20 protein-coding genes are annotated in these 18,207 nt (G+C 36.4%); 17 read left to right on the forward strand and 3 right to left on the reverse strand.

Annotated features, from left to right (window positions below; translation table 11 throughout):
* Both Q0252_RS08530 and Q0252_RS08535 read left to right on the forward strand, forming a co-directional pair.
* On the forward strand, nucleotides 1-1,337 hold a 1,337-nt coding region (locus Q0252_RS08530), incomplete at its 5' end, for a MaoC/PaaZ C-terminal domain-containing protein (protein ID WP_297985353.1).
* 71 nt (nucleotides 1,338-1,408) lie between these two features.
* A complete protein-coding gene (locus tag Q0252_RS08535; RefSeq protein ID WP_297985355.1) occupies nucleotides 1,409-2,170 on the forward strand; it encodes an enoyl-CoA hydratase/isomerase family protein in 762 nt (253 codons plus the stop codon).
* A 173-nt stretch (nucleotides 2,171-2,343) separates the two neighbouring features.
* Here the strand turns inward: Q0252_RS08535 and Q0252_RS08540 are convergent, their stop codons facing one another.
* A complete protein-coding gene (locus tag Q0252_RS08540) occupies nucleotides 2,344-3,939 on the reverse strand; it encodes a class I SAM-dependent methyltransferase (protein WP_297985357.1) in 1,596 nt (531 codons plus the stop codon).
* A 108-nt stretch (nucleotides 3,940-4,047) separates the two neighbouring features.
* Between Q0252_RS08540 and Q0252_RS08545 the strand changes: the two genes are divergently transcribed.
* From Q0252_RS08545 to Q0252_RS08585, 9 genes are all read left to right on the forward strand, one after another.
* A complete protein-coding gene (locus tag Q0252_RS08545; protein WP_297985358.1) occupies nucleotides 4,048-5,334 on the forward strand; it encodes a DUF389 domain-containing protein in 1,287 nt (428 codons plus the stop codon).
* Nucleotides 5,335-5,401: 67 nt separating this feature from the next.
* Nucleotides 5,402-6,019 (forward strand): hypothetical protein, encoded by a 618-nt coding sequence (locus Q0252_RS08550; protein WP_297985359.1) that lies wholly within the window; start codon nucleotides 5,402-5,404, stop codon nucleotides 6,017-6,019.
* 57 nt (nucleotides 6,020-6,076) lie between these two features.
* Nucleotides 6,077-6,367, forward strand: coding sequence for a transcriptional regulator (locus tag Q0252_RS08555; protein ID WP_297985381.1), 291 nt, complete (start codon nucleotides 6,077-6,079; stop codon nucleotides 6,365-6,367).
* A 253-nt stretch (nucleotides 6,368-6,620) separates the two neighbouring features.
* Nucleotides 6,621-6,911: a hypothetical protein gene (locus Q0252_RS08560; RefSeq protein ID WP_367174834.1), complete on the forward strand. Its 291-nt coding sequence runs from the start codon at nucleotides 6,621-6,623 to the stop codon at nucleotides 6,909-6,911.
* Between the two features lie 9 nt (nucleotides 6,912-6,920).
* Nucleotides 6,921-7,772, forward strand: coding sequence for a metallophosphoesterase (locus Q0252_RS08565; RefSeq protein WP_297985360.1), 852 nt, complete (start codon nucleotides 6,921-6,923; stop codon nucleotides 7,770-7,772).
* A gap of 29 nt (nucleotides 7,773-7,801) precedes the next feature.
* Nucleotides 7,802-8,242, forward strand: a complete 441-nt coding sequence (locus tag Q0252_RS08570) for a Coq4 family protein (RefSeq protein WP_297985361.1) — start codon at nucleotides 7,802-7,804, stop codon at nucleotides 8,240-8,242.
* A gap of 283 nt (nucleotides 8,243-8,525) precedes the next feature.
* Nucleotides 8,526-9,875 carry a DUF4153 domain-containing protein gene (locus tag Q0252_RS08575; protein ID WP_297985362.1) on the forward strand — a complete coding sequence of 450 codons (1,350 nt, stop codon included), beginning with the start codon at nucleotides 8,526-8,528 and terminating at the stop codon, nucleotides 9,873-9,875.
* Between the two features lie 2 nt (nucleotides 9,876-9,877).
* Nucleotides 9,878-10,426 (forward strand): hypothetical protein, encoded by a 549-nt coding sequence (locus Q0252_RS08580; protein ID WP_297985364.1) that lies wholly within the window; start codon nucleotides 9,878-9,880, stop codon nucleotides 10,424-10,426.
* Nucleotides 10,427-10,512: 86 nt separating this feature from the next.
* On the forward strand, nucleotides 10,513-11,019 hold the full coding sequence (locus tag Q0252_RS08585; RefSeq protein ID WP_297985366.1) for a hypothetical protein: 507 nt from the start codon (nucleotides 10,513-10,515) through the stop codon (nucleotides 11,017-11,019).
* 310 nt (nucleotides 11,020-11,329) lie between these two features.
* Here Q0252_RS08585 and dtd read toward each other — a convergent pair whose 3' ends face one another.
* Nucleotides 11,330-11,779 carry a D-aminoacyl-tRNA deacylase gene (dtd, locus tag Q0252_RS08590; RefSeq protein WP_297985368.1) on the reverse strand — a complete coding sequence of 150 codons (450 nt, stop codon included), beginning with the start codon at nucleotides 11,777-11,779 and terminating at the stop codon, nucleotides 11,330-11,332.
* A 6-nt stretch (nucleotides 11,780-11,785) separates the two neighbouring features.
* A complete protein-coding gene (locus Q0252_RS08595) occupies nucleotides 11,786-12,235 on the reverse strand; it encodes a hypothetical protein (RefSeq protein ID WP_297985370.1) in 450 nt (149 codons plus the stop codon).
* A gap of 98 nt (nucleotides 12,236-12,333) precedes the next feature.
* Between Q0252_RS08595 and greA the strand changes: the two genes are divergently transcribed.
* The 6 genes from greA (at nucleotide 12,334) to Q0252_RS08625 (ending at nucleotide 18,109) form a co-directional block, all read left to right on the forward strand.
* The gene (greA, locus tag Q0252_RS08600) at nucleotides 12,334-12,804 is read left to right on the forward strand and encodes a transcription elongation factor GreA (protein WP_297985384.1); all 471 of its coding nucleotides are present in this window, start codon (nucleotides 12,334-12,336) and stop codon (nucleotides 12,802-12,804) included.
* Nucleotides 12,805-12,829: 25 nt separating this feature from the next.
* Complete coding sequence (locus tag Q0252_RS08605; RefSeq protein WP_297985372.1) at nucleotides 12,830-13,219, forward strand: HIT family protein; 390 nt, start codon at nucleotides 12,830-12,832, stop codon at nucleotides 13,217-13,219.
* A 52-nt stretch (nucleotides 13,220-13,271) separates the two neighbouring features.
* Nucleotides 13,272-14,453, forward strand: a complete 1,182-nt coding sequence (clpX, locus tag Q0252_RS08610; RefSeq protein WP_297985374.1) for an ATP-dependent Clp protease ATP-binding subunit ClpX — start codon at nucleotides 13,272-13,274, stop codon at nucleotides 14,451-14,453.
* 89 nt (nucleotides 14,454-14,542) lie between these two features.
* Nucleotides 14,543-16,516 carry a T9SS type A sorting domain-containing protein gene (locus Q0252_RS08615; protein ID WP_297985376.1) on the forward strand — a complete coding sequence of 658 codons (1,974 nt, stop codon included), beginning with the start codon at nucleotides 14,543-14,545 and terminating at the stop codon, nucleotides 16,514-16,516.
* A gap of 7 nt (nucleotides 16,517-16,523) precedes the next feature.
* Nucleotides 16,524-16,763: a hypothetical protein gene (locus Q0252_RS08620; RefSeq protein ID WP_297985378.1), complete on the forward strand. Its 240-nt coding sequence runs from the start codon at nucleotides 16,524-16,526 to the stop codon at nucleotides 16,761-16,763.
* A 62-nt stretch (nucleotides 16,764-16,825) separates the two neighbouring features.
* Nucleotides 16,826-18,109, forward strand: coding sequence for a peroxiredoxin (locus tag Q0252_RS08625; RefSeq protein ID WP_297985380.1), 1,284 nt, complete (start codon nucleotides 16,826-16,828; stop codon nucleotides 18,107-18,109).
* Nucleotides 18,110-18,207: the final 98 nt, after the last annotated feature.

An 18,207-nucleotide genomic window follows, 5' to 3' on the forward strand; every position in this document is an offset into this window, starting at 1 on the left:
ACGACAGCCCCTTCGAAAAAAATATTTCCCACGAAGTGGAAGCATTTGGACCGGTTTCAACGCTGATGCCTTACCAAGATGCAGAAGAAGCTGCGGCTTTGGCAAAACGCGGGAAGGGAAGTTTGGTTGGTTCCATCGTTTCTCACGATGATAAATTTGTCGCTGAAACTTCGTGGAAAATGGCTTCTTCACACGGAAGAATTTTCGTCTTGAACAGAGACAACGCTAGGGAAAGCACAGGTCACGGTTCGCCATTGCCAACTTTAATGCACGGAGGTCCCGGAAGAGCAGGAGGTGGCGAAGAAATGGGCGGTTTGAACGGATTGCATTTCTTTTTGCAGAAAACCGCAATCCAGGGTTCACCGGATATTCTGACCGCGATTACAAAAGTTTATACGCAAGGCGCAGAGAAAAAGTATTCCGACAAACATCCTTTCCAAAAATATTTTGAAGAAGTTGAAGTGGGAGATTCGTTGGAAACTGCCGGAAGAACAGTTACCGAAGCCGATATCGTTAATTTTTCCAATGTTTCCTGGGATCATTTTTATGCGCACACCGATACTACAAGTCTTTCGGGAACTATTTTCGACAAAACGGTTGCACACGGATATTTTATTTTGTCAGCGGCTGCAGGCTTGTTTGTTTCCGGCAAGAAAGGACCTGTTATTGCAAATTATGGACTTGAAAATGCGAGTTTTTTCAAACCGGTTTATGCCGGAGATACAATTACTGTGTATTTAACAGCGAAAGAAAAAATCAACCGCGGTGTAAAAGGCAGAAATATTCCGAGCGGAGTAGTGAAATGGTTGGTTGAGGTCGTAAATCAGCGTGAAGAAGTGGTTTGCGTGGCTACAATTTTAACTTTGGTTGCGAAAAAATCACCTTTTGTCAGTCTGAACAAAAAAGAAATTCAGAAAAAACTGAATGGTTTAACCGAGAATTCAGAAAGGAAATTCGGCATTATGACACCGCAGAATATGCTGGAACATCTCGAAGATTTTATGCATTATGCTATCGGAAAAACAAAGCCGGAACTTCGTGAACAATCGGAAGAACAACTGGAAAAGTTAGGAGACTGGCTTTACAAGCATAAACCAATTTCTCAAGGTTTGAAATATGAAGGACTTCCGGAAAATGAAAATGCTCCTTTACGCTACAAAAATCTGGATGAAGCAAAAGTGAAATTTATGGAAACTTTGAACGAGTTTTTAATTTACTATAAAGAAAACCCGGTCGCTGAGCATCCTCATCCGTTGTTTCATAACCTGAATAAAGAAATGTGGGAACTGTTTCAGCAGAAGCATTTTACGCATCACTTCGACCAATTCAACCTTTAATAATTTACCAATCTATCAATGTAGCCACTATCAATGATTGTTACATTGTTACATTTTTACATTGACACATTATGAATTTCGTAACATCAGAAATCAAAAACAATATCGCCGAAATCACTTTCGGAACACCAAAAAGCAACTCTTTGCCGGGTGAAATTCTAGAAAAAATAGCACAAACCATTTTAGAGGTAGGAGCAAAGTCGGAAGTCAAAGCCATTTTACTGAAATCGGAAGGTGAAAAAGCATTTTGCGCCGGAGCCAGTTTCGATGAACTTTTGGAAATTGAAGAACTGGAAACTTCAAAAAAATTCTTCGGTGGATTTGCGAAAGTTTTGAACGCGATGAGAACCTGCGGAAAAATTGTTGTGGTTCGTGTTCAGGGAAAAACTACAGGAGGTGGAGTTGGAATTGCGTGTGGAGCAGATTATTGCTTCGCTACCAAAGATTCGGCTTTGGCCTTAACGGAAATTAATTTGGGAATTGGTCCTTTTGTGATTGGTCCTTATGTTGAACGAAAAATCGGAAAATCACAGTTTACGGCGATGGCCATTGATGCGGATTTCAGAAGTGCAGATTGGGCGGAAACACATAATGTTTACCATTCCGTTTCTGAAAATATTGCAGAGATGGATTCTAAACTTTCGGAATTTTTGCATAAACTTTCAACCAGAAGTGAAGACGCTTTGGCTTTAATCAAAAAAGTTTCGTGGGAAGGAACCGAATATTTTTCAGAGTTGATGCCGGAAAGAATTACGATGAGTGCGACTTTAATTCTGGAGGATTCGGCTAAGAACAATATCAATTTGATTAGAGAAAGACTTCGCGCTAAGTAATTTGCTGTCTTTGCGAGAAGGGCGGAACGAACGACGAAGCAATCTCTAAATATTTTTGCCACCAATGCACGAATTTTTTTATTAGTGTATTCGTGGCAACTTTTATCAGAAAAAAATCTGCGTCATCTGCGCAATCTGCGAGAGAAAAAATCTGTGCAAATCTGTGTGAAATACTAAGATTTCAGCAAGTTAATCGAAACCGTCGCCAATTCAGAATCCGGAAATTTTTTAAACAAATCTTTATCTACTGAAAGTCCCAGTTCTTTGCAGATTTTCTGGAACACATCCACTTCCAAAATGTATTGATCCGAAAATCCGTGGGTTGCATCATAAGCAGTTGCTGCGGTTTTACCTAAATTTTCAGAAACCAGTTTTGAATCGACTGTATGAAGTTCAATCACCAGAAGTCCGTTTTTCTTAATGTAATGCAACCATTTTTCCAAATGTTCTTTTAGATTTTCTTCAACTAAATTATTCGGTAAACGTTCTCCACGGAAAGCAAATGCTCCGGTTGAAGATGAGACTCTTTTTGTATCAGCATTTTTAGGTTGTTCCCAAATTCGGTTGTGGTCAAGAAATGTTCTGATGTTCAGCAACTCGGATAAATCAATTTCGTAATTTTCCTTTAAATCTTTTGCCAACAAATCTGGATTTCCAATATCGCCCCAAATCACTTTTGCCCAAATATCGTTGTTGATGAGGTTGGCTCGGGTTACGCTCAATGCAGCTTTGTTGTAATCTGCTCCAACTAAAAACAGCGGATATTCTTCCAGGTTTTTTCCGCGTAAAGTATGTCGTTCAATCGTTTCGTAAATATGTTGGATGAAAGCGCCGTTTCCGCAACCCATATCCAAAATACCTTTTGGCTGTTTTTGTAAAGGTTGATTAAAAATTTCTACAATAAAATCGGTTACAATTTTGAAGTAAGTAGAATGTGCTCCACCGCTTCCCCAAACATTCATCTTTCTGTCCACGTGAATTTCATCGTCACCTTCTGCAATTTCGCGGATGCGTTTTGGATCACCGAAAAGAAGCTCTTCCATCCGTTTAAACATCGGAAGATAGGAAACCGTAACACCGTAAGAAGTTGCTCTTCTGGCAAAGTACAAACCTGTTTCCGTAAATTTATAGTTGTGATTGGTTTTCGAAAACCAGCCTAGGTGGGTCAAGAAATCAAGAATTTTTTCAAAATTTTCAGGGTGTTTGTGGAATTCTCCGGCCTGAAACGAAGTTTCCATGAAATATTTATGAAACATTCCGCGCATTCCCAATTGAACGATGATAGGACCGACGACGCAGCCTTCTATATGTTTCAGAACTTGTTTTCCAACCGGCGAATTTATTTGGTCGGAATCAAATCCAAAATTGTTTTTAAAATCTTCAAAAAGATGAAGGTGGCTTTCAAAAATGGAGGAATCGAACCTTTGGAAATCATCTAAAATAGAGTCGTGCAAAAAAGGAATTACTTTTTCATAGATTGAAACCAAAGAAATTACTTCTTCTGTTTTTTCGTTTGAAGACACCGTAATTTCATCGGTCGAATTATTTACTTTATAATGCAAAAATCCCTGTGAAGCCAATGTTCTCAAAGCAACATTCAGATAACCTTCGTTGTTAGGAATGGTTTCGGAAATTTCTTTTAGGGAAACCGTTTTCTTTTCCAAAATAAAATTGAGTACATTTTTTTTCTGAAGCCCCACAATTATCGGAGCAGTCACAATTCCGTCCAAATGCCTGAAAATATTGCTTCTGAGTGATTTTTTGTCCATAAAATCTGAGGAATTTTCTAATTCTAAATATAATGTTTTTTACGAATGCCGTAAATTTTAATTATTAGGAAAGTTGTATTTTGCGTTGATTTTTTGAAGAGAAAAACTATGTCAAATCTTTTACAGTCATTATTCAACCTAAAAAAAGGAGAGGACAACAAGGACAGAATTCTGGAAAATGTAAAATCGGGAATTTCTTTTCGTGGAGCCAATCTGTGGATTTTGGCCTGCGCAATTATTGTGGCGTCGGTTGGTTTGAATGTGAATTCCACCGCAGTTGTTATCGGCGCGATGTTAATTTCTCCTTTGATGGGACCAATTGTCGGAGCGGGTTTTGCACTGGGAATTTATGATTTTGTTCTTTTACGAAAATCACTTAAAAATCTGCTGATTTCGACTTTCGTGGGATTGATATTTTCTGCAGTGTACTTTTTTATTAGTCCGTTCAAAGATCCTTCTGAAGAAATTTTGGCAAGAACTGCTCCGAATTTGTATGACGTTTTAATTGCATTTTTCGGTGGTTTGGTTGGTGTAATTGCAATTACCAGAGTTGAAAAAGGAAATCCGATTCCTGGAGTTGCGATTGCTACGGCTTTGATGCCGCCGCTTTGTACTGCTGGTTTTGGTTTGGCTACCGGAAATTTCAAATTTTTCCTTGGTGCAATGTATCTGTACATTATTAATTGCGTCTTTATCTGTATTTCTACGTTTTTGATTGTGAAATATTTGGGCTATCCTTCCATTTCATTTGTGAATGAAAAGAGAAAAAAAACGGTGACCAATCTTATTTGGGTGATTATTTTTTTGATGGTAATTCCGAGTTCTTATTTTGCCTTTACATTGTATCGTGAACAGGATTTTAGAAGGCAGTCGGAAAAGTTCATCAATACCGAATTTTTGGAAAAAGGAAATACGTTGGTGTATAAAAAACTCAATTATCTTCCGCAAAACAAAACCATTGAACTGGGTTTTTTGAGCCGTTCTTATGATAGTTTAGAAATCAAAAAATTGGAGGCGCAACTTCCAAAATACGGTTTGGATAACACGAAATTGGTCATCAGAAAAAATTCAGCAGCACAACTGAATCAGATGAAAAATGATATTTTGAACGAAGTTTCAGCAAAAGATCAGGAACTGGCGGATTTGAAAGCGTCCATCAAACAAACTACTTTTGATAATATTCAACTCAAAAAAGAACTAAATGTTTTCTTTCCGGAAATTACCGAAACCGCTTTTGAAAAGGGTGATTTCGCAGTAGGGGACAGTATTTCTAATGATTATGTCCTGATGATCAGGTGTGAGAATTCTTTGGGTGATAGTGACGTTCAAAAACTTAGGGATTTTGTGCAGAATAAATTTAATGTTCAGAACGTCAGGGTTTTACAAATTCAATAAAGAAATTTCGGGATTTTTGTTTTGATTTTCGGATTTATTTTTAACTTTGCATCTCAAAGTGCTTTATATGGAATCAAAAAACTATCATGAAGATTTGTCTCACATCCGTTCGATGATGGAGAAAAGTTCGAGGTTTATTTCTTTGAGTGGACTTTCCGGTGTATTTGCAGGATTGGCTGCGTTAGTTGGAGCAGGGTATGTTTATTGGCTTTTCAAACAAAACGGAATCAATTATTTTGATGGTGAGAGAAATATTTTCAGTAAAGATTTGGTTCAGCAATTAATTTTTGCAGGATTTGTAATTTTAATATTTGCTATTTCCAGTGGTTATTTCTTTACAGCACAAAAAAGTAAAAGAGCAGGATTGAAAATCTGGGATTCAACAACGAAAAGATTACTGTTGAATTTCCTGGTACCGTTGATTTCAGGAGGAATTTTCTGTTTGGCAATGCTGTATCATGGAATGTTCGTTTTCATCGCACCTGCAACTTTAATTTTTTACGGTTTGGCTTTGGTTAACGCCTCAAAATATACACTTACCGACGTTCAGTATTTGGGATATGTGGAAATTGGTTTAGGCTTGATTTCTTTGTTTTTCTTAGGATGGGGATTGTTATTTTGGACCATTGGTTTTGGTGTTCTGCATATCGTTTATGGTTTGGTGATGCACAAGAAATATAAGTAAGAGCCAAGTAAAAAGAGCCAATTTAGAATATTCAAAATTTATAATTCTTAATTCAAAATTTCAGTGATTTCCCACCTTAATAAAGATTTCGAAAGCCGTGTCAGATTGGGCATTATGTCCGTTCTGATGGTGAATGATTGGGTTGATTTCAACGAAATGAAAAATTTACTGGAAGTTACCGACGGCAATCTCGCGAGCCACAGTTCGGCTTTGGAAAAGTCAAATTATATCGAAATCAAAAAGGAATTTGTCGGCAAGAAACCAAAAACTTCGTACCGAGTTACCAATTCCGGGAGAAAAGCTTTTGAAGAGCATTTGTCGGCCCTGGAAAAATTGTTGGGAAAATAAAAGAGTTTAGTATTTTGGGTGGAGTGAAGCAGGAGGCATCAATTTGCATAGCCGAGGATCAATCCATGAGAATTATGTTCGAAGTCATCAATAGGAACTTTCCTGTGCTGAGCGCAGTAAAAGTGAGCACGTACAGCAAAAAGTAATGTAAACTGACTTGAGCCCAAGCTTAAAGAAGGAAGCGATTCCTTTAATTTTTTAAAAACATACTTTGAAATACAAAGTACTTTATATTAATTAAAATATCTAAAAAATGATTACACAAAAACAACGGAGTATCGCAATTTACGCAACTGCATTAACAATTTTAGCTATTCCTTTGATCGGAATGCAGTTTACCAACGAAATCAACTGGTCAGGATTTGATTTTTTAATTGCCGGAATTTTACTTTTTACAACTGCTTTCGTAATTGACTTTATTATGACAAAAGTGAAAATGGAATCTAAAAGATTTCTATACATCGCAGCTGCAGTAATTGTGCTGATTTTGCTTTGGGCAGAACTTGCTGTTGGAATTTTTGGAAGTCCTTTCGCCGGAAATTAAACTAACGAAATGACACGTAAAATATTTCTGAAAAGACTTTTGCAGCTTACTGTTTTGGGAGTAGTTCCTGCTATATACTCGTGGCAAATAGAACCTTTTTGGGTGGAATTTGTTTACAGAAAAATGCCTTTGAAAAATCTACCGGCACAATTGGAGGGAAAAACTTTGATGCAAATTTCTGATCTGCATGTAGGTGACCGTTTCGACTGGAGTTTTCTGATGGACAGCTTTGTAAAAGCTCAAAAATTGCAGCCCGATATTGTTGTGTACACGGGTGATTTTGTAAACCATGGTTCAAGTTACGATCAGGAAAGTCTAAAAAAAGTTCTTGAAAATGCTGTTTACGGTAAGTTAGGAACCTTAGGAATCCTTGGAAACCACGATTACGGAAGAAATTGGCAGGAAAACGATGTTGCCGATGAAATTGTCAGAATCGCTGAAAAGGCCGGTATCAAAATGCTGTTGAACGAAGAAACAGAAATCTCAGGTTTAAATTTTATTGGTTTTGAAGACTTGTGGAGCAAGCGTTTTGACCCGAAATCAGTGATGAGAAATTTCAATACCGAGAAAGCCAATATCGTTTTGTGCCACAATCCCGATGCCTGCGATTTAGATATTTGGAATGGGTACAATTCCTGGATTTTGAGCGGACATACGCACGGCGGACAGTGTAGAATTCCTGGGATCATCACACCTTTGGTTCCAATCAAAAACAGACAGTATATCGCCGGAGAAATCGGGTTAAACGACGGCAGAACGCTGTATGTAAACCGCGCATTAGGGCATTCTTTTCAGGTTCGGTTTATGGTTCGCCCCGAAATCACAGTTTTTACATTAACCAATCAAAAACAAATATTATGAAAGATTAGAGATTAAGATTTTTGCTGTTCATGTACGAAAAATCACAGCATCATTACCGGAAATTCTTTAAAAGGAACAAGAGAAAATGGCATTTTACCGAAGAGCAGCTTTTGCTTTTTCAGGAAGACTCCCTAGGAAGAAAACTCGGAGAATTTTACAAAAAACACGGTTTCAGAATGATTCCTCAGATGGAAAACCACGACGTTTATCATTTAATAACGGGATGTTCCACCAAAATTGAGGACGAAATTGCCATGCAGTATCTGCTTTTCGGAAACGGAAAACGAAGCGCATATTTGCTGGGTGTTTTATTTCTCGGAACGATGGTTTTTCCTGAAAAATTAGGAATTTACCTGAAAGCATTCCGCAAAGGAAGAAAAATGAGTTCCTTCCATAATTGGGATTTTGAAAGCTTGCTTGCGCTGAACATCAATACACTGCTTCACATCATTAATCCTGCAAAATCATGAAAATTCAGTTCAACAAGGAAGCATTAATTTATTTTGTTGTTAGTTGGGTGGCTTCTTTGTTGTTGATTCCTGTATATTTTTTTGATAACAGTGATATGTTATTGCTTTTCCTTGCAATCAATTTCCTAAATGTACCGATAAATATTACGTCAATACTTATAATGATTTTCTACGCTTACATTTTTAAGGAAAAAAGAAATGATTTTACTCGTTCTGCCATTTTACTGCTTTTCAATTTACCAATTCTTTCAACAGCTTTTTTTGTCTTTAAAATTTTTATATTATGAAAACTTTTCAAAAAATAGTCCTCGCAACCGTTTTATTCATTGTGCTTTTCTATGAAGAAAACATTGGCCTGAATCTCGGAATTCTCGGCACTGCCTACTCGTTAATCCTGCTGGTTTCAACATCAAAAAATCTCAAAACCAGAACTTTTTACATTTTATTTGTGTTGAGCATCTTGTCAAGTTTTGCTTTTGCGTGGTATGGAGATTTCGTTTCGTTTGCCGCGACATTCATGTCCGTGGCTTTACTGAGTTTCAAATCAAAAACCAAAGAACTGAAATCCGTTTTTGTAATTCCGGTTTTTGCACTGACTTTTTTCAGTTACATTTACCGCGTTTTCGTTTTCGATAAGTGGTTTCCGAAAACCAAAACTGAAGGTTCCACCCAAAAAGTTTTGGCAGTTTTTGTGATTCCCGCAATTCTTTTGGCGGCTTTTTTCGGAATTTATTCCATGGGAAGCGATCATTTTGCCAATTTTCTGAATTTCAAATGGAATATTGACGTTTGGCTGCTTTTCGTGATGATCTGCCTCGGATTTTTCTTTGCTTTTAATTTTTTCAATCCCTGGATTCCGTATTTTGTTCATTCACAGAATCATTTTCTGAAAAATGACTTTGTTCAGGAAGATAAAATGGCAAAACCAACGTATTCTTTTATGGATTTAGATGCTGAAAGAATGAGTGGAGTGGTTTCATTCGCAGTGCTGAATATTTTGCTGATTTTCTTCATCACCACCTTTAATTACGAACAGTTTTACGAAAATGTAAAATCGCCGGTTCAGCTATCGCAGGAAACGCATGACAGAGTCAATGCCGTGATTATTTCGATTGTGATGGCGATTGTCGTGATTATGTTTTACTTTAAATCAACTTTCAATTTTGATGAAAAGGCAAAATCTTTGAAAATTCTTGCAAAAATCTGGATTGTTCTCAATGCGGTTCTTGTTTTATCCGCGATTGCAAAAAATGCAGAATACTTTATGAATTACGGTGCTACTTACAAAAGATTCGGGGTGTTTGCTTTTCTACTTTTAGCTTTGATTGGATTGGCTTTTACATTTTACAAAATTCAGAGACAGAAAACCAATGCTTTTCTCATTAACCATATGGTTTGGTATTTTTACGGAACAGTTTTGGCTGCAAGTTTCATCAATTGGGGCGGAATTGCAACGGAATATAACATCAAAAATAATAAAGGCGATGTGAAATTTCTGCAGACTTTAAACTATAACGACAAAATTCTGAAAGAACATTTCAAAACCGATGATCAAAACAAATATTATGATGAACCTTATTTCAGAGAAACTTTCCTTTCCAAAATCCTGTATTACGAATCATTAAAAAAATAAAAATGAAAAAACCCTTGGTTTTAATTCCTCTCATCATGCTTTCCTGCAAAAAAGAAGCGGCAATAACAGAAAATCAAATTCAGACAGATTCTGCAACAGTTGTAGCAGAAGCAGTTCCGGAAGCAAACGCAGAATCAATTGCGATAACTGAAATGAAAGATTCGGTTGTCAATAATGCTCCTGCAACCAAAGAGGTTCTGCGACGTGGCGTCATGCGCGAAGTAGTAGGAAATAAAATCATCCGAATTGCTGATGCAGAACAGTTGCCTTTTAGTATTGGTGAAGAATTCGATAAAGACGGACAGGAATTTATTCTCAAAATTCAAAATTTTGCAAAAGATAAAATTAGTGCTTCTGTAAATCCTCAGTATGATGTTCAAAACATCCGAATCAACCAAATAAAATTACCAAACAGCGAAATGGACGGACCTTTCGGAAGAGAGCTGAATAATTACGAAGTTCCGCAAAAAGGTGAGGTTTGGCTCATTATCGGAAGAAGCAATATGGCTTCCGGAGAAACAAAAGGAAACTTTACGGTAAAAGTTCAGTAAAATGCATCGCACACAGAAAATTTTTCCGAAAACAGTAATTGGTACAATTTCTGAATGTAAAATTTAAATCAAAATTTTTTATCACTATGAAAAATATTTTCTTATCAGCAGCCGTAGCTTCAGTGGCATTGGTGAGCTGTGGTACTGTGCAAAGTCTTATGCAGAATACATTTCCATACACGGCAAACGTTTTAATTTCTACAGGAGTTCCTGCAAATCAGGAAATTTCTTCTTCCGCAACAGCAAGTAACGTACAGTCTTGGGTTGGTGGAAACAACAATGCACAGATTAAAAATATAAGAATTTCAGAGGCAAAACTAACTTCCGTAAGTGGGGACGATTTAAGCGCTTTGAGGTCTGCTAAAGTATATATATCGTCTGCTGGAGGCGGAGAAAGACTTGTTGCTTCCAGAGCAGATATTTCTACAAGTGGAAATACCGTTACTTTGGATTTGAACGATACTACTTACTTGGATAACATTGTAAAAAGCAGCGATTTAACTGTTCGTACAGTATATGTATTGAGAAATCAGGTGACAAGAGATACCAATATGAAAGTTTCTCTTAATTTCTCCAGCGTCCCTGCAAATTAGGAGCAACACTGTCAGAAATTTATAGATCTTTCGGTCCCGCTTTCCGCACTCGCTTCCCGATGAATCGGGAGAGCTCAAACAAATGCTACAACCGGGGCTAGAATTAATTTCAGTTTTCTTTTCCACCGGAGAAGAGGATATTTCCAAAACTTTCGGAATAGGAAAAACATTTAGAAATTCTCATAAAAATAATAAGATACCGTTTCGGGCGGCGGCTTTGCCGCTCCCCCTAAACTTTTTATTTAAAAATTCTAAACTTTTCTTCAAAAATTCAAAATTCAAAATTCACAGTTGACTATTCACCAACTCCTCAATTCTTACTAATGCTGTCCATTACAATCGTAACAGGACCATCATTCAGTAAAGAAACCTTCATATCCGCTCCGAAAATTCCGCTTTCCGTTTTCAATCCGGATTTCGCGATTTCATCTTTAAAATATTCAAATAAAGGGATGGCTTTGTCGGGCTTTGCAGCTTTAATAAAAGACGGGCGGTTTCCTTTTTTGTAATCCGCAATCAAGGTGAACTGGCTTATACACAAAATTCCGCCTTTAATATCCTGAACAGAAAGATTCAGTTTGCCTGCTTCATCCCCAAAAATTCTCAAGTTTAAAATTTTCTGAACAAGCCAGTCTGCATCTGTTTTTTCATCTTCTTCATCAATGCCAATGAGAAGTAACAAGCCGTTGTGGATTTCGCCCACAATTTTTCCTTCAACTTTTACATTCGCTTCAGAAACTCTTTGGATAACTGCTTTCATTCAAAATTAATTGTAGATGGTTAAGGTATTGTTTGCTGCATTAAAAGAATAAGGATACATTTTTGGTGGTATTTGCGCCACTTTCAAAGGTTGTCCCGTTAGAAGAATCCATTCTGCGCCGTCTGCAGCACATGTAATCTTAATATTATCTACAACATTTAAAGTACTGTTGGTTTCAGGACAAATGTGCGGCGCATTCCGGTCATAAATTTTAAAACCGCCGGAAGTTCTTACAACAATTAAACCTCGAGAACCAGCAAGTTGTTCATTGATGTACATCCAGTTTCCCTCAGTCTGCAAAGCATAGTATGCGGGAAGATTAAGGTTCAAAATAACGTTAATGGAAGTATTGGGAAAACAGCTTACCGTTTCTTCTCTTTCACTACACGAATTAATATTTAATCCGCTGATTATCAATAAAATTAATGCCAAAAATAAGCTTGTTGGTTTGTTCATATCAAATAAATTTATATATTTGTACCACGAAATAAACAGAAAATCTTGTCCGGCAAATGTCGGATTATTTTTTTATACTAACGCTAAAGATTAATGATATGGCAAGTTATGTAACCAAAGACGGCTTAGAAAAAATGAAAGCCGAACTGGAACAGCTGGAAACAGTTGAAAGACCAAAAATTACCCAGCAAATTGCTGAAGCTAGAGATAAAGGAGACCTTTCGGAAAATGCAGAATACGATGCTGCAAAAGAAGCACAGGGAATGTTGGAAATGAAGATTTCTAAACTAAAAGATGTTATTTCCAACTCAAAAGTGATCGACGAAACGCAGCTTGATATTTCAAAAGTATCCATCTTAACGACGGTAAGACTTAAAAATAACGGAACAAAAACTGAGCAGAAGTTCACATTGGTTCCGGATAACGAAAGCGACCTGAAAAGCGGTAAAATTTCTGTTAACACACCAATTGCAAAAGGTTTGCTAGGAAAAGTGGTAGGCGAAACTGCAGACATTGTACTTCCAAACGGAAACAAATTGTCTTTCGAGGTTTTGGAAATTACTTTGTAACATCAACATTTTAAATTTTTATAAAATGGCTTCAATTTTCACAAAAATCGTCAACGGAGAAATCCCGGCCTATAAAATTGCTGAAGATGAAAATTTTCTGGCTTTTTTGGATGTAATGCCTTTAGCAAAAGGTCACACTTTGGTTATTCCAAAAAAAGAAGTGGACCTGATTTTCGATTTGGACAGTGAAGAGTACAAAAATCTTTGGGCGTTTGCACAGCAAGTGGCCAAAAAAGTAGGGAAAGCAATTCCGTGTGTAAGAGTTGGTGTTGCGGTAGTGGGTTTGGAAGTTCCACATGCACACATTCACCTCGTACCGCTGAATAATATTGAAGATTTAAACTTCAAAAACGAAAGACTGAAACTTTCACCCGAAGAGTACAAAGAAATACAGGAAGCTATTATTAACGCATAAAACTTTTAAAATCGTAGGAAGAAATTTTTACGATTTTACTTTAATATAGATTATGAATTCAAATCAGTGTTCTTTCTGCGGAAGAAAAAGAAACGAAGTGCAGATGTTGGTTTCCGGGCAAACCGGATTTATCTGCGAAAACTGTATTGAACAGGCTCATGCCATTGTAAAAGACAATGTATCGTCCACTGGATTTTCTCCTGCGGAAAGTTTGGAGGATTTAAAAAAGCCGAAAGAAATCAAGGAATTTCTGGATCAGTATGTTATTGGTCAGGATCAGGCTAAGAAACAGCTTTCTATCGCTGTTTACAATCATTATAAAAGATTGCTTCACGCGAAAGATGAAAACCGCGAAGTAGAAATCGAAAAGTCCAATATTATTATGATTGGCGAAACCGGAACCGGTAAAACTTTACTTGCAAAAACCATCGCTAAAGAACTGAATGTTCCTTTCTGTATTGTTGATGCCACAATTCTTACAGAAGCAGGCTATGTAGGAGAAGATGTTGAAAGCATTCTTTCAAGACTGTTAATGGTGGCAGATTATGACGTTGAAAAGGCAGAAAAAGGAATTGTTTTTATCGATGAAATTGATAAAATTGCCAGGAAATCCGATAACCCAAGTATTACGAGAGATGTTTCTGGAGAAGGTGTTCAGCAAGGTTTGTTGAAACTTTTGGAAGGAAGCATTGTGAATGTTCCACCACAAGGCGGAAGAAAACATCCGGATCAAAAATACATTCAAGTGAATACGCAAAATATCCTTTTTATTGCAGGAGGTGCGTTTGACGGAATAAAGGAAATCATCGAAAGAAGACTGAATAAACAAGCAATTGGTTTCAGCGCAGAAAAGTTGAATAAAGTAGATGAGGAAGACTTTATTTTAAGTCAAATTAATGCGATTGATTTAAGAAAATTCGGTTTGATTCCTGAGCTTTTAGGACGTTTTCCAATTGTTACTTATCTGGATAGTCTCACTAAAGAAACCATGGTTCGAATCATGAAGGAACCTAAGAATTCAATCATCAACCAATTTATTGAACTCTTTAAAATGGATGGTATTAAACTGAATTTCAGCGATGAAGTAATTGATGAAATTGTAGAGGAAACTATGGAAAAAGGTCTTGGCGCGAGAGGATTGAGAGGTACGACAGAAAAAGTGCTGGAAAATTATATGTTCAACATTGGTGACCAAAAAGAGATATTATTAACAGCAGAAGACGTTAAAAAATGATTTTTATTTAAAAGAAACTTTGAAAAAAATAAAAATATATATATCTTTGCTTTTGGAAAAGAATATAAAAAACACAAAACTTCCTTATAATGAAAAAAAATCTATTGGCTTTGGGCGCTCTAGCCCTAGGTTTCTCATTCAACGCACAGGTACTTACCTACGTTGGTAAAGGTGCCACCGTTACAGTGCAAAACGAAACTCTCGTTTACAGTGGTGGTGGTGTAGAATTAGGCGCAGGTGATGCTTCAAGTAAAGCTGTAGTGAACAACATGGGCGACATTATGGTTGTCGGTGCTGCAACTGATGTATTTAAAGTTGCAACAGATGCAGACTTCAGACTTCAGTTTGATGAAACTGCAGTAGCGAAAGATGTGTATGGACAGTTATATATACAAGGAATTCCACAAGGTGACGGTGTTAATACCGGTATTATAGGTACTGTTAACAAAGACTTTATAGCAGATGCAAATAATGGTACAACAGGAAGGCAACAAACGGCATTGCCTTTCCATAATTTTACAATGGCTCAGCTGAAAGGAGCGATTGGAAGTTATTTACAAACCACCAATACTTCTTTAAATTCTGCAGGACGTTTCAACTATGCGTCGGTATTTAGATGGAACAATAAAGTAGCAAGATTTGACCAGTTAACGGATGCAAATTCTGCCGTTTCTGTAGGTAATCCTACAGATTATTATATCCAACCAAGAAGAAATTCTGCAGGTACAATTATGTGGGATGCGGCAAATGAAAAAAGAACTTTTGCTGGAACTCCTGTTTCTGATGTATCTGGGAAAACGCAATCAATCTTGTTACAAACTTCTACTGTTGATTATGGCATAAATGGTAATACCAAAAACTACTACTACGAAAGATATAACTCTTACCTAAACGATCCTTTTGAGGTAGGTGGTGGTGCTGGTGTTCCAGCTTGGTCTGATAATTATGGTAAGAACTTAAGCCAATTTGGTAATCCCTTCTTAACCAATATAGATTTGTTTAACATTACAAATGACTCAGATGGGGATGGAGCTTCATTATCTAATGTTCAAGGTATAGCATATTATGGTGCTAATGATTTGAACTGGTATTATCAACAAACTTCATCGGGATATACGGGTACAATATATTCGAATGGTAGTATTGTTTTGGTAAATGCATCTGGAGGTGCTTTTCAAGCTGGAGACACTAATAGAGATAAATTACTCATAAAACCTATGAAAGAGGTGATGATTAAATTTACTAACTCTACTGTTCCATCATTGAACTTTAATCCAACAAGAAGATTTGCTCAAACAGCTAGAACAGCAACATATGGTGGTGTGACAACTGCAAGAAATGTATCTGCGATTCCAGCAGATAAAATAGTAAAACAAGTTGCAGCCGTTTTATATAATGCTTCTGGAAACGAAGTTGGTAGAACATATTATGCTGTTTCTCCTTCTGCTACTACTGGTGCATCTGTAAACGCTAAGCTTCAAGGTTATGTTCAAAATTATGCAGTTTATACAAAAGAAGAGCAAGTTATAGGAGGAGAAGATTTGAGTCAACCTCAACAACTTTATATTAATGAAGCGAATGAAATCAGCTATCAAGGTAAAGAAATACCAATGATAATTAATTTCAATGAAGCATCGGTTCTTAAATTTGAAGTTTATGAAGCAGGAGAAAGAGTTGCAAATTTGTCTAATGGTAAAAGTTTCTATATTAAAAAAGATAATGTGATTACTAAGATTAATGATGGAGACTCAATAAATGTTTCTGGTACTAGTTATGGATTGTTTTATGAACAACCGGAAGGCGTCTTAGGCACATCAGATACCTTAAAAGGACAGACAGTTGTTGCAAAAAAAGATGCGGACTGGGTTGTTAGATTTTCATCAAACTGGAAAACTGCTGATATTGAAGTTTATTCTGCAGCAGGTCAATTAATTCATTCTAAGAAAAAAGTATCCACTTCAAGTGATTATCTTATTCCATTTAATAATAATGTAAACGGATTATTCTTAGTGAAAGCTACTTCGGAAGCGGGAGAAGTTGTAACCAAAAAAATCGTAAAATAACACACCCATGATGAAAAATATATTAAATAGAACGTTTTTAAGTTTGATCCTGTTTTTAGGGGTTTTAATCAATGCACAAACGCAAACAAAAACCTCTTCAATGCCTACATTACCGCCTCCAGGAGAGGAAACGGGTGATATTGGAGGTATTTCACAACCAATTGATATGTACGTTATTTGGCTTGCAGTTATTGCAATGTTGTTTATTGTATATTATGTAAAACAAAATAACAAGAAAATTGCTTAAACAATTTTTAAATGATAAATAAAACTCACTGATTTATCGGTGAGTTTTTTTATTTTTAACCCATGAAAAAAATCGTTTTGTTTTTGCTGGGATTTGTTAGCGCGAATATTGCAGCTCAGTTTACAGTAAATGTTTCTACTTCTGAAAATTTCACACCTAAAGAGGTTTACGCTTATACTATCAATGGTTCTAAAGATATATTGGTAACTAAAGAAGTAAAAAAGGGTAATGCGTGGAATATAAAAGTGCCACAAGCTTATACAGGGATGCTTAAATTGTATTTTCCAGAGAATAACTTCGCTACCAATTTTATTTCCGAGAATAAAGATGTTAAAATCAATATCGTTTCTGCTAATGGAAAAGTAACAGATGTTGTTTATCTGGATGAAACGAACCGTGTAATGGATGAGGCGCAATCTAATCAAAGAAAAAGAGAAGATATTTTACCGGCACTTTATCAAATACGAGAATATTATAAGCCGGATGCAGAGTTTGGTAAGGCGATAGATAAAGAAATTGCGGGTTTATCTTCCGATTATAAATTTAATGCAGATCAACATCCTTTTGTAAATTATTACGTTACCAATTACAATAAGTTTTTGGTTAATAATCCAACTTCTGTTGTCACTGCGGACGATATTGTTAATTTCTTTTCTAAATCCAATTCAATGTTGGAGACCTCTACATTGATGAGACCAATTTTGGCGGATTATCTTCAAAAGTATAGCAGAGGAAATGTGGAAGCACAAATTAATAAGCTTTTAGATGCTGTAAATCTTGAAACTCCACGTGGACAGACTGTTCTTTCCGAACTCATCGATATTTTTGATTCTATGGGAATGTCTTCCTTAAAAGATCAGTATTTAACGAAAGCCAAAAACTTAAAATGTACCATTAACGACAGGTTGGCTTCTACAATTGAAATGAACAAGAATACAGAATTGGGTGCTAAATTTCCTAACACAGTATTTACAAGTCCAAAAAACACAGCTGCAAAGTCTATTTATGATGTGAAAGCCGATAAGAAAGTAGTTGTTTTCTGGTCCTCAACTTGTTCTCACTGCGAAGCAGAACTTCCACAGTTTATCCCTCTGTACAACCAAATGAAAGCAAAAAATATTGAAGTTATCGGGCTTTCTCTTGATGCAGACAAAAACTCTTACGAAAACAGGGTGAAGAACTTTCCATGGGTTAACGATGCAGAACTAAAAGGTTGGTACAGCAATGTTGCGGACCTTTATAACATCAAAGCAACGCCTACTTATTTCATTCTGGATGCCAACAACAACATTATAGATAAACCCGATCATATTGAAGATGTTTTTAAATATTTGGGACTAAAATAATTTGCCACTTTTCAAAATATTTATATATTTGCACCACTCTAACGGCGAGGTAGCTCAGATGGTTAGAGCGCAGGATTCATAACCCTGAGGTCACGGGT

Origin of the sequence: uncultured Chryseobacterium sp. (assembly GCF_936933875.1) — a bacterium.
Lineage (GTDB): Bacteria > Bacteroidota > Bacteroidia > Flavobacteriales > Weeksellaceae > CAKZIK01.